Genomic DNA, 10,656 nt, shown 5'->3' on the forward strand with positions numbered 1-10,656 from the left:
GCGCGGACATGCCGGTCGTGGTCTCGATGCTCAACAGCTATTCGGGCTGGGCGGCCGCCGCGATGGGCTTCACGCTCGGCAATACGGCGATGATCATTACCGGCGCGCTGGTCGGGTCATCCGGTGCGATCCTCAGCTACATCATGTGCCGGGCCATGAACCGGAAGTTCCTGTCGGTCATAGCGGGCGGCTTCGGCGCCGATGGCGGCGGTGGCGGTGACAAGGGCGAGCGGGTCGAGCGGCCATGGAAGGCTGGCTCGGCGGACGACGCGGCGTTCCTTATGAAACAGGCCGAGAAGATCATCATCATTCCGGGTTACGGTATGGCCGTCGCTCAGGCCCAGCACGTGCTGCGCGAGATGGCGGACCTGCTCAAGGAAGAGGGTGTTTCGGTCAAATATGCGATCCACCCGGTCGCGGGCCGGATGCCCGGGCATATGAACGTGCTGCTGGCCGAGGCGAACGTACCCTATGACGAGGTGTTCGAGCTGGAGGATATCAACAGCGAGTTCAGCCAGGCCGATGTGGCTTTCATTATCGGTGCGAACGACGTGGTGAACCCGGCCGCGAAGACCGACTCAAGCTCACCCATCTACGGCATGCCCGTGTTCGATGTGGACAAGGCGAAAACCGTGTTCTTCATCAAACGGTCGATGGGCGGCGTCGGCTATGCGGGCGTCGACAACGAGGTCTTCTACAACGACAACACGATGATGCTGCTGTCGGACGCCAAGAAGATGGTCGAGGAAATCAACAAGAGCCTGGGTTGATTCCCGCGCGATATTGTTCCGCATAGGGAACGTTTGCCGAAATGTACCGTTGTGTCGCCATGAAGGCGCGGCGGAGAGGAATGTGTCATGCGTAAGTTGGGTCTGATCGGGGGCATGAGCTGGGCCTCGACCGCCATGTATTACGAGCAGATCAATCGCGGCGTGCGACGGAAGCTTGGCGGCCGGCACAGCGCACCGCTGCTGATCGAGAGCTTCGACTTCGAGCCGATCGCCCAGGCACAAGCCGATGGCGAGTGGGACCGTCTCGGCAATCAGCTTGCCGAAAGCGCGCGGCGATTGGCGACCGCCGGCGCGGAGGGGCTCGTGCTCTGTTCGAATACGATGCACAAGCTTTACGACTATCTGACCGACGCCGTGGATATCCCGGTGCTGCATATCGGCGATGTGACTGCCAAAGCGATACGCGCGGAAAAGATCGGCCGCGCCGCATTGCTCGGAACGCGTTTCACCATGAGCGAGGGTTTTCTGCGTGATCGCCTGAAAAGCCATGGCATCGAACTCGCGATTCCGGATCCCGAACGCATGGCGGAGATCGACCGGATCATTTTCGACGAACTGGTGCTGGGCGAGGCAACGGTAGAATCGAAGCGAACGATGAAAACGTTCGTCACGAACCTGCAAAAGGCGGGCAACGAAGCCGTCGTACTGGGCTGCACCGAACTGGTGATGGTGGTCAATCCCAACAGCAATGTCCTGCCGATATTCGATACGACCGCGCTGCACGCCGAGGCCGCGCTCGACTGGATACTCGATGCCGAATAGCTGCCACCGGGCGCGATCGGATCAATCTGCCTCCGTTTTGGAGTAAGTCACCCTTCGGCTCGCGCGACGTCGGAGTGACGCTTTTCCATGGCCGCCGCCGGGGTTCCGGAAAGCGGACTTCGCGTTATCATCGAGATATTCACCGTTACGGATGAACTCCAGGCTTCTCGGTCCGCTTTGGTCGGAATATAGCGAACATAGGCAGAACGGGGACGCGGACATGGCACAGTCGAATGGCGGCGAACGGCAGGCGGGAGAGCCGCCCGCGATACTGATCGTTACGGACAGTCCTGCCGGTCAGGCGCGATGCCGGAACGCCGTCGATGCCGTCGGCGGCCGGGTCGTGTGTACCGCCGAACCGGAAGACGCGGTTGACCGGATCGGCGAACAGATTTCTCTCGATGTGGCTTTGGTCGACCTGTCGGAAGATCATGGCCGGACCCTCGATGGCTTGCTCGACAAGATCGAGGGCAATGCGCGCGCGGGCCGGCATCGCAGCATCGTCTCGGTACCCATCGAACTTGTCGATATCGTCGATGCGCAAATCGCCCATAGCGATATCGCCATGCTGTGTGCGCCCAAGGCCATCGACCAGGCGGCGGCGCTCGGTCTGGCGCTGGCGAACCGGCGGGACGCGTTTCATGACATTGGCGGAGAACGCGACGATGCCCGTCTGCGGCGTCTGAGCGAGGAGGCGGGGCGGATCGCCCGCGCGCTCGCCGAACTGTCGCATGACGAACGTGCGCAGCCCAATGGCGACGATAATCGCCTGGCCGAAGCGCCGCACGCCTTCCATGCCGAACCGCGGCGGACAGAGACTGTGGGCTCGGACGATATCCGCGTGATGATCCGCATGCGGCGTCTGCGCGAACGCTTTTTCGACCGTGACCTCTTTGCCGATCCCGCATGGGACATGCTGCTCGACCTGATGGCAGCGCGGCTCGAGGGGCGGCAGGTAGCGGTCTCCAGCCTGTGTATCGCGGCGGCGGTTCCGCCGACGACGGCCCTGCGCTGGATCCGCACGATGACCGATCGCGGGCTGTTCGTCCGCCGGTCCGACCCGCGAGACGGGCGGCGGGTGTTCATCGAGCTGTCGGACGATGCGGCGCATGCGATCGAGCGATGGTTCGCGGCGGCCCGGCAGAAGGGCGAATTGCTGTCGGGATAAACGCCGCGGCGGCAATCTTCCGCTTGCGCCGCGCCCCGCGATTTGGCAGGGGGCACAGCGCATCTTGTGGTGCGGGCGCTTAGCTCAGTTGGTAGAGCATCTCGTTTACACCGAGAGGGTCGGCAGTTCGAGCCTGTCAGCGCCCACCATTCTTTTTGAAAATCAATGGGTTAGGTTGCGCGCGACGCCTGATCGCGCATCCGCCGAGTCAGACCAGCTCGTCCTTGAGCGCGAGCGGGCTTTCGTCGAGTTCGGATTCCCGGCGCGCGATGGCCGGTGTTTCGCCGATATGCAGGCCCTCGGCAACGCAGCGCACGAGGAAGTCGGCAAGGTCGGCATGCCGCGTCCGGAGCAGGCCGGGCGTGATCTTTTCGTCGGTCACCTTGTAGTCGCCGGTGAAGGGGCGATCCAGCAGCCAGCCGGGGCGCGCCGCCGTCCAGTCGATATCCTTCGCCCGGGCAAGATCGGCCTCCATGCTCGCCATCTGCGCATAGATATTGGCGAGCGCCGGCATCGCGGTCACGCGGAACCAGAGCGGCCCGGCCCCGGCATCCTCGACGAATGTCGCCGAGATAACGGCGAGCCGGCGGACGGCCGTTTCCTGCATCGCCGCGACGATATTGGCCGTGCCCTTCGTGTAGAGCGGCGGCGGATCGACGACCGTGCGCATCGACATGCTGAGGCCGATGGCGGAGATCACCGCGTCCGCCCCGTCGATCAGCGGGGCGAGATCGTCATCCATTACGTCGGCGCTGTGATGGGTAACATCGTCGCCATCGGGCGCGTCAGCCGGCCATTCATGTTCGACGGCCCGTACGGCAAATCCGCGGTCGCGTGCACAGGCAACGGCTGCGGCGCCGGTGGTGCCGGCGGCGCCGAAGATCACGAGAGTTTTCTGCTTATCGGCCATGCGCTTCATGCCCGGTCGAAATCTTGCGGCCCATCAGGTCAGCATGTCTTCATAGAGATAGGCGAAGCGGCGATGCTGCGACTTGTCGTTCTGCAGGTTCATATGGCCGCGGCTCGCGAAGAAGGCGCGCGATACGCTTTTGAGCTTTTCGTTCTTGCGCGCGATGAGCCGGCGGATGCCGCTCGTGCTGTCCGCGCCGCTGCGATCCATATTGTCTTCGCTGGCGGACATCACCGTTCACCTCGTTCGCTGAATCGATTGTTGCGGCGACGGCACTGGGGAGGACAGAGCCAAGTTAGGGAGGGTGGCAGAGTCAAAAAAGCGCCGCTCACCGCAACGATTGTCGGTATCTCCTATCGACTGTGATTCGCCTACATGTCCCTTGGGACATGGACTGTGTTTCGCGATGGTTTTCGCGAGCTGCCCGCCCGGTCGCGCTGCCTAGAGCCCGGCCTCCACGGCCAGCCGGATCATGTCCGCCGCGGTCTGCACGTTGAGCCGCTCCATCACGAGCGCGCGATGCATTTTCACGGTCCGCTCGGTCACGCCGAGCTCATAGGCGATCTGCTTGTTGAGCAGGCCCTTGGCGGCATATTGCAGGACCTGGCGCTGCCGTTCGGACAGATTCTTCACCGCCTCGACGGCGCTGGTTTGGCGGGCGGTGGAGATATTGGCCGCGCCGTCGGGGATTTCGACCTGAGAGCCGAGGAAATAGTCGAGCTCGTCCTCCTGATTGTAGATCGGGGCGACCAGCACAGCGTTGCGAAACGGTGTGCCGTCCTTCTTATAGTTCAGTATTTCGACGAGCACGGACGTTCTTTCGCGCACGCCGCGGCGGATTTCCTCGGTCAACCATGGCTCCGTACCCGGCCCGGCGAGGAACCGGCAGTTGCGGCCGATAATCTCGTCCCGGTCATAACCGGTCAGTTCGATGAACTTCTCGTTGACCGCGACGATCGGGTTGTCGGGTAGCCTGGGATTGCTGATGACCGAAGCGACCGGGCTATTGTCGATCAACGCCATCAACTCCGGATCGGGTTCCGTCGGGATCGGCACGTCGGCCTCATTCCCTTGCATCTGCACTCACCTTCCTCCCGCTGCTTCTATAGGCCGCTTGGCAAACAGGCTGCAAGCCGTCGGGGCGATATGCACCAAGGGTCATCTCGCACGCGGCCGCGCGGATACCGATCTCCTTTTCATGTTTTGGATAACTCTTCTTCTCGTCTTCGCCGCCATCGCCGGCACCGTTTATTTCTTCGTGCGCGGCATCGTCGCGTTTCTCAGCACGACGAAGGAGGATCTGATCGGCGATGGGCCGAGCGAAGGCGCGCGTGCCCAGAACAAGGCGATGCAGGGCCGAGTCCTGCTACAGGCGGTCGCGGTCGGACTTGCCTTGTTAGCGCTTACGCTGTTCTCGGCCTGAACGCAGACCTCGCGCCATGGAACGGGCGCCTAGAGCGCCCTTACCAATCGGGTGGCAACGCCGATCCAGGCGGGATCGCTGACGATTTGCTGCCGCCCGCCAGCCCCCAGCGGCAATATCTGTATCCGCTCGCCCACGCGTCCGATCAGTCGGCCGAATAGAAATCGGCCCGCCGGGCGCGGTACGAGCACATCGCGATTGAGCGCCCCGCTATAGGCCTCCGGCGCAATCCGGTCGCACCATATCTCGTCGCCTGCCCGGTAATCGCCGACGCCCGCACGCACCTGCACCGCGACAGCGCCTGCGTCCGGCCGGGGCGGGGCGAGCCGTATCGGCTGGTGCGGCGCATCGACGCCGTCGGCATCCAAGATCGCCGCTACCGGTAATTCGGCCTGTTCGGGTAGCGTCACGAGATCGCCGGCTTCGACGCCGAGCGCCTTGGCGATCCGGTTCAGCCAGTCGACGGACACGGTGCGCGTGCCGGTTTCGAGCCGGCCGATGGTCTGCGCCGTGGTCGGCGGATCGCACCGGTCGGCAACCTCCTGCAGGGTCATGCCCTTCGCCTTGCGGATTTCGCGGATGGCCGTGATCATCGACGCTCTCCCTGATCTCGAGACGGTGGCGCTGCCGTCCGATAACTAACCAAATCGGTTTTTCTCTTTCCTACATCATAGCCGGAATGGCAAGTAGGCATTTCCCGATTCTCCCCTGGCGGAAGGACAGTCATCGATGCCGCAAAACCGACGCACAGCCGAAGCCGATCCGCGGATCCTGGTCGAACGCCCCTTGCCGCGCGACGGCGTGGCGCGCCCCGATCCGATCCGGCCCGGGGCTCCGGTGCGCAAGGGCCGGCTCGCGCGGTCGGTTACCGTCAATCTTGCGGAATCGCCGCTGTCCTGGCTGCGCGCGCGGGGTCATGTGACGGCGCGCCAATATGACGCCGGTGAGGCGTTGCGGCGCGACTATGAACTGTCCCAGCTATCGCCGCGGGTGACGATGCAATGGGATGCGCCGCCGACCGGCAAGGTCGCGCGCGGCGCACCGGCGGCGCTTGATCCGGGGGAGGCGCAGATCGCGGCCAAGCGGCGCTTCGAGCAGGCGGTAGCGATACTCGGCCCGGGGCTTGAGGATATCGCATGGCGCGTCCTGTGTGCGGGCGAAGGGCTCAAGGCGGCTGAGGGTGAGATGGGCTGGCCGGCGCGGTCAGGCAAGCTCGTTCTATGCTTGGCGCTCGACCGGCTGGCCGAACATTACCGGTTGCCGGGCGGAAGCCCGGACAACCGGTAATGCGAACGCCGAACAAGAGCTAGCTTCCGGGGGAAAGGGCACCCTCAATCGACGCTATCGGCGGCCGGCGGGCCGGCCATGTTTTCGCGCGCCAATTTGGTGAGCCATTCGGCAAGTTCCGCGAAGGGGAAGGGCGTGTCGAACTGCACGCCGAAGTGCTGTCCGGCCGACCATCTCACCGAACATCTGCGCGAACGCAGCGCGTCGAAAAAGAGCTGGAACGCGCCGCTCGGCTCGATCCCGTTTTCCATTTCGAGCAATGCGCCGCCGATGCCGATATTGCGAATCTGCACGGGGCGGCGGCCGCTCGCATCCTTCAGGATGGCATGGTGATCCAGATTGACCCGCAGGGAGCGCCGGACCGTTCCCGGCGTCTCCTGCGTCAGGAACAGTTCGACATCGATCGGCGAACGAAAAGATGCGCCGCAGCCCATATCATTCTGCCATTCCTTGCGGATCGGCAGCAGCGTGCCGTTCGCCAGTTCGATTTCCATTTCCATGGGCAGTTCGATCGGGCCGAACGTCCGGATGCCGACGCCCGTGCGCGACACGTTGCGGATCACGGCCAGTATTTCCTGGTCGCCGAGCACCAGGCGGACCGTCCGGTACAACAGCCTGATGCGCGCTTCGGCGCGGCTTTCGCCGGGGTTCGGCCAGTCGGGTTCCATGTTCAAAGCCGCCACGAGTTCCTTGCCTCATCTGTTTGCACGCCGCTCGCCAGACTGTTCGGCAGCGACGTTCGCGATGTACGACCTTATGCGGCGGCACATGTCCCAAAGTCTTGAATCAATTCTGGATAATTCGGGGATTTTTGTTGCAGCAGAGCGTTTTGCTTCAGGAAATATTATGCTCGGCGAAGATTGCCCCGATCTGCGATCCCGTTTCAGGCGGCATCATGGGATGGGCCCGAATGAACCGTTCCGTGGTGAAAGACGGGTCGATCGACTTGATCTTCCGAGCGATCCGCATCGAGACATCGCGATGGCCGGCGAGAAAATTGGCACAGAGTCCGGATATCATCGCCACGATATCGGTATGCGGCAGCTCCATCACCTTACGGCCCCATTCGGCTGCTTCTTCAAGCTTTCCTAGCCGCGCGTGCGCGCTTGCGAGCGACGCATAGGTGGTGTGGCGCAACGGATCGCGCGGACTCAGCGACAGAGCGGTCATCGCATGTTCGATTGCGGCATCGGGCGGCCCCGTCATCGATCGCTTCGCGGCCATCTGCCGGTGCGCGTCGACATAGTTCGGGCAATACTCAATGGTGCGATCGAGCCACATCAGGGATTCGTCCTGGTCAAGCTCGAACGATGTCGCGCGCGCCATGGCGAGGCTGGCGGCCGGATCGAAGGGATCGCACTCGATCGCGCGCATTGCGCTGTCGTGCGCCCTGACGCGCAAGCCGCGGTTGCCGTCCAGCAACCGCTGAACGCTCATCCACCAATAGACATAGGAGAGGGCCGCATGGGCGCGCGCGAATAGCGGATCCATTCCGATCGCCTGTTGGAAATAGCGCGCCGCCGCGTCCTGCTTTTCGATATCGCGGGTGAACAAGCGCGACATGCCAGTATGAAAGGCCTGCCACGCCGTGAGCTCGTCGGGCACCTTGAGGCGGACGCGCTGCGCTTCGTTGTGGGAGATGCGCAGCTCGATCTGGGAGACGATGGCGGCGACGATGTCCGCGCGGATATCGTGAATCGCGCTCAGGCTGCCGGCGAAACGCTCGGCCCAGACGATGCTTTCGTCGCGTGTATCGGCGAGTTCGGCGGTGACGAACAGCTTATCGCCTGCGACCTCGATCGTGCCGGACAGGCAGTAATGAACCGAAAGCGCGTGCCCGATATCCGCGATGCTGTTGCCGCCTGCGGAGAATTGGAAGCTCGATCCGCGGGCGATGACATGGAGCGTCCGGAGGCGAGAAATCGCGGTGATGATCTCATCGGGCAACGCCTCGCCGATCGCACCGTGCGGGTCCGCCGCGCCGAGCGTCGTGAAGGGCAGGACGGCGATCGACGGCCGGACGCCGACGCGTTCGGTTTCGGCTTCGGCGACCGGCGGCTGCTCGCGCGTCGCCACGCTCGCGGACGTGCGCCGCGACGTATCGGCCAGCAGCCGGAAGCCCTGGCCGTGCACGGTGCCGATGAGGCGGTAGGGCCGCTGCGTATCGCCGAGCGCCTTGCGCAGCGCCTTGATCTGGCTCGACAGCGCCGAATCCGAAACGATCCGTCCGTCCCAGACTTCGTCGAAAATCCGCTGCTTGGTCAACAGCCGGCCCTCGGCCGATACGAGCAGGTCGAGCAGGCGCATCGCGCGTGGCTGCAGCCGCACCACTTCGTCACCGCGCAGCAGTTCGAACCGTTCCCGGTCGAGCGTGAATTCGGCAAATTGATACGACATATGCGACCTGTCCCGTGCCGCGCATTCTCCGGAAAGTTGCAGCCTTTGTCCATGCGCGTGCCGACAGTCTTGTTCATAATCGCGCGATTTTAAGGCCTTGGGTGCACACGGCTTGTCAGCAGCGGCGCGCCGTGACTAGTGTGTGCGGGCAAACAAGGGGGCAAATTCATGGACAATCAGGACCCGCGGCCGCAGGTGCAGCCCGTACAGAGCGGCGACAGCAACGGGATGGCGATCGCCGCGATGATCATCGGCCTGTGCGCCGTATTGCTGGCGCTGATCCCGATCATCGGTTTCATCTCGTGGCTATTGGCGCCGCTCGCGATCGTGTTCGGCATCATCGGCAAGAACAAGCCGACGGGCGGCGGTTTCGCCTGGACCGGGATCATCACCGGGGCGCTGGCGCTCGCGATCTGCGTCGCCTGGCTGCTCGCCTGGTGGGGGCTCGTCAGCCTCGGCGAGGGCGTCGCGCGGGACTATGAGGAGCAGATCCGGGCCGAGCAGAGCTTCCGCGGCGACTCCAAATAGGGCGCGGCATCGCGGCGGGTGACGCACCATCCCGGTGCGTTTTTATGCGTTGCAATATGAAACTGTTCTGATAGCGTAACGGCTCTTCTTTCCCGTTCAGGAGTCGGTCTCATGATCATCTATGGTGCCTCGCTGTCGCCCTTCGTCCGCAAGACGGTCGCCTTTGCCAATGAGAAGGGTATCGAGTTCGAGCATCGCGACCGGATGCCCGGCGCCGACGACCCCGAATTTCGCGAATGTTCGCCCTTCGGCAAGATCCCGGGTCTGCGCGACGGCGACTATTGTCTCGCCGATTCGACGGCCATCGCCCATTATCTCGAGGCCAAGCATCCGGACCCGATGCTGATCCCGGCCGACCCGGAGGCGCGCGGCAAGGTGATGTGGTTCGACGAGTTCGCTGATACCATCTTCGTGCCGGCGGGCGGTACGATCTTCTTCAATCGCGTCGTCGCTGCGCTCATGGGGCAGGAACCCGACGAGGCGGCGGCGGTGACGGCGGAAACCGAGACGCTGCCGCCCATCCTCGCCCATATCGAGAAATCGCTGGCCGACGGACGCGAATGGCTCGTCGGCGACAGCCTCACGCTCGCCGATATCTCGGTCGCTGCGCCGTTCAAGAATCTCGACTATGGCCGGGCGGCGATCGATTGGGATGCCTATCCGAAGACACAGGCCTTCAAGGAGCGCGTACTCGGCCGCGAGAGCTTTGCCGAGCTGCTGGCGAAGGATGCGGCGATGGTCGGCGGCTAGAGGCCGGCCAACACGCCCTCGAGATGCTCGGCAAATCGCCGCACGCGCAGCGTCTGGCGATGGGCGGGCGGAAAGGCCGCATGGATGGTCAGCGCCGGGGCCGACCATCCCGGAAGCAGCTCCGTGAGCGTTTCGCTTTCCAGATCGTCCGCGACGAACCAACGCGGCATGACGGCATAGCCGATGCCCTGCAGCGCGGCACGATGGATGGCGAGGATATTGTTGCTGGTGAACACGACATGCGCGTCGAGCCGGGCGCGCTTGCCGTCCGGTCCGGTCAATGGAATGCGCCCGCCCTCGAACGGTCCGAGCGCCGCACAGGGGAGCCCCGCCAGATCGTCCGGTTTGCGCAGAGGGGTATCGCCGCCCGTTCCCGCCGCGCCGACCAGGATACGTTCGACCGTTGCAAGCGGCTTCACGATCAGCCGCTCGTCGGGCACCGGGCCGACCTTGATCCAGATATCCGCGCCGATATCGGCCATCCGGATATCGGCGTCCTCGAGGATCCAGTCGATAGCAACACCAGGATGGTCGTTCTGAAAGGCGATCGCGGCATCGGCGAGCCGGTCCTGCCCCAGCGCGACCGGCGCGACGATCCGGATCGGACCGCGCATCGCACCTGTCTCTTCCGCGAACCGCT

Annotated in this window: 14 protein-coding genes and 1 tRNA gene; 8 read left to right on the forward strand and 7 right to left on the reverse strand. The window is 63.9% G+C overall.

The genetic code is table 11. The features are described 5' to 3' along the window. The 4 genes from ACTS1Z_RS01855 to ACTS1Z_RS01870 all read left to right on the forward strand — a co-directional run. Positions 1 to 770 (forward strand): NAD(P)(+) transhydrogenase (Re/Si-specific) subunit beta (locus ACTS1Z_RS01855; RefSeq protein WP_442622733.1); only part of this gene is annotated, 770 nt, incomplete at its 5' end. An 87-nt stretch (positions 771 to 857) separates the two neighbouring features. Beyond that, positions 858 to 1,553: an aspartate/glutamate racemase family protein gene (locus ACTS1Z_RS01860; RefSeq protein WP_442622734.1), complete on the forward strand. Its 696-nt coding sequence runs from the start codon at positions 858 to 860 to the stop codon at positions 1,551 to 1,553. Positions 1,554 to 1,773: 220 nt separating this feature from the next. Next, complete coding sequence (locus tag ACTS1Z_RS01865) at positions 1,774 to 2,721, forward strand: winged helix DNA-binding protein (RefSeq protein WP_442622735.1); 948 nt, start codon at positions 1,774 to 1,776, stop codon at positions 2,719 to 2,721. Positions 2,722 to 2,794: 73 nt separating this feature from the next. Further along, a tRNA-Val gene (locus ACTS1Z_RS01870) sits at positions 2,795 to 2,870 on the forward strand. Between the two features lie 59 nt (positions 2,871 to 2,929). On the opposite strand, the gene ACTS1Z_RS01875 is transcribed toward ACTS1Z_RS01870, so the two are convergent. The 3 genes from ACTS1Z_RS01875 to ACTS1Z_RS01885 form a co-directional block, all read right to left on the reverse strand. Continuing rightward, positions 2,930 to 3,631 carry an NAD(P)-dependent oxidoreductase gene (locus tag ACTS1Z_RS01875; RefSeq protein ID WP_442622736.1) on the reverse strand — a complete coding sequence of 234 codons (702 nt, stop codon included), beginning with the start codon at positions 3,629 to 3,631 and terminating at the stop codon, positions 2,930 to 2,932. Between the two features lie 33 nt (positions 3,632 to 3,664). Continuing rightward, positions 3,665 to 3,862 carry a hypothetical protein gene (locus tag ACTS1Z_RS01880; RefSeq protein ID WP_442622737.1) on the reverse strand — a complete coding sequence of 66 codons (198 nt, stop codon included), beginning with the start codon at positions 3,860 to 3,862 and terminating at the stop codon, positions 3,665 to 3,667. 210 nt (positions 3,863 to 4,072) lie between these two features. Further along, positions 4,073 to 4,708, reverse strand: a complete 636-nt coding sequence (locus tag ACTS1Z_RS01885) for a LuxR C-terminal-related transcriptional regulator (RefSeq protein ID WP_442622738.1) — start codon at positions 4,706 to 4,708, stop codon at positions 4,073 to 4,075. Between the two features lie 121 nt (positions 4,709 to 4,829). Here ACTS1Z_RS01885 and ACTS1Z_RS01890 point away from each other — a divergent pair, with 121 nt between their 5' ends. Then, positions 4,830 to 5,054 (forward strand): HIG1 domain-containing protein, encoded by a 225-nt coding sequence (locus ACTS1Z_RS01890; RefSeq protein WP_442622739.1) that lies wholly within the window; start codon positions 4,830 to 4,832, stop codon positions 5,052 to 5,054. A gap of 29 nt (positions 5,055 to 5,083) precedes the next feature. Here the strand turns inward: ACTS1Z_RS01890 and ACTS1Z_RS01895 are convergent, their stop codons facing one another. Then, a complete protein-coding gene (locus ACTS1Z_RS01895; protein ID WP_442622740.1) occupies positions 5,084 to 5,647 on the reverse strand; it encodes a helix-turn-helix domain-containing protein in 564 nt (187 codons plus the stop codon). Between the two features lie 136 nt (positions 5,648 to 5,783). Between ACTS1Z_RS01895 and ACTS1Z_RS01900 the strand changes: the two genes are divergently transcribed. After that, the gene (locus ACTS1Z_RS01900; RefSeq protein ID WP_442622741.1) at positions 5,784 to 6,341 is read left to right on the forward strand and encodes a DUF6456 domain-containing protein; all 558 of its coding nucleotides are present in this window, start codon (positions 5,784 to 5,786) and stop codon (positions 6,339 to 6,341) included. Positions 6,342 to 6,385: 44 nt separating this feature from the next. Here the strand turns inward: ACTS1Z_RS01900 and ACTS1Z_RS01905 are convergent, their stop codons facing one another. Both ACTS1Z_RS01905 and ACTS1Z_RS01910 read right to left on the reverse strand, forming a co-directional pair. Then, the gene (locus ACTS1Z_RS01905; protein WP_442622742.1) at positions 6,386 to 7,024 is read right to left on the reverse strand and encodes a PilZ domain-containing protein; all 639 of its coding nucleotides are present in this window, start codon (positions 7,022 to 7,024) and stop codon (positions 6,386 to 6,388) included. Between the two features lie 151 nt (positions 7,025 to 7,175). Continuing rightward, positions 7,176 to 8,738 (reverse strand): winged helix-turn-helix domain-containing tetratricopeptide repeat protein, encoded by a 1,563-nt coding sequence (locus ACTS1Z_RS01910; protein WP_442622743.1) that lies wholly within the window; start codon positions 8,736 to 8,738, stop codon positions 7,176 to 7,178. Positions 8,739 to 8,906: 168 nt separating this feature from the next. On the opposite strand from ACTS1Z_RS01910, the gene ACTS1Z_RS01915 reads away from it, so the two are divergent. Together ACTS1Z_RS01915 and ACTS1Z_RS01920 are read left to right on the forward strand one after the other, a co-directional pair. Continuing rightward, the gene (locus ACTS1Z_RS01915) at positions 8,907 to 9,266 is read left to right on the forward strand and encodes a DUF4190 domain-containing protein (protein ID WP_442622744.1); all 360 of its coding nucleotides are present in this window, start codon (positions 8,907 to 8,909) and stop codon (positions 9,264 to 9,266) included. A gap of 111 nt (positions 9,267 to 9,377) precedes the next feature. Next, complete coding sequence (locus ACTS1Z_RS01920; RefSeq protein WP_442622745.1) at positions 9,378 to 10,016, forward strand: glutathione S-transferase family protein; 639 nt, start codon at positions 9,378 to 9,380, stop codon at positions 10,014 to 10,016. On the opposite strand, the gene ACTS1Z_RS01925 is transcribed toward ACTS1Z_RS01920, so the two are convergent. Beyond that, a partial coding sequence (locus tag ACTS1Z_RS01925) for a substrate binding domain-containing protein (protein WP_442622746.1) occupies positions 10,013 to 10,656 on the reverse strand: 644 nt, incomplete at its 5' end. The two genes, ACTS1Z_RS01920 and ACTS1Z_RS01925, sit on opposite strands and share 4 nt — an antisense overlap.

Source organism: Parasphingopyxis sp. (assembly GCF_052168295.1).
Taxonomy (GTDB): domain Bacteria; phylum Pseudomonadota; class Alphaproteobacteria; order Sphingomonadales; family Sphingomonadaceae; genus Parasphingopyxis.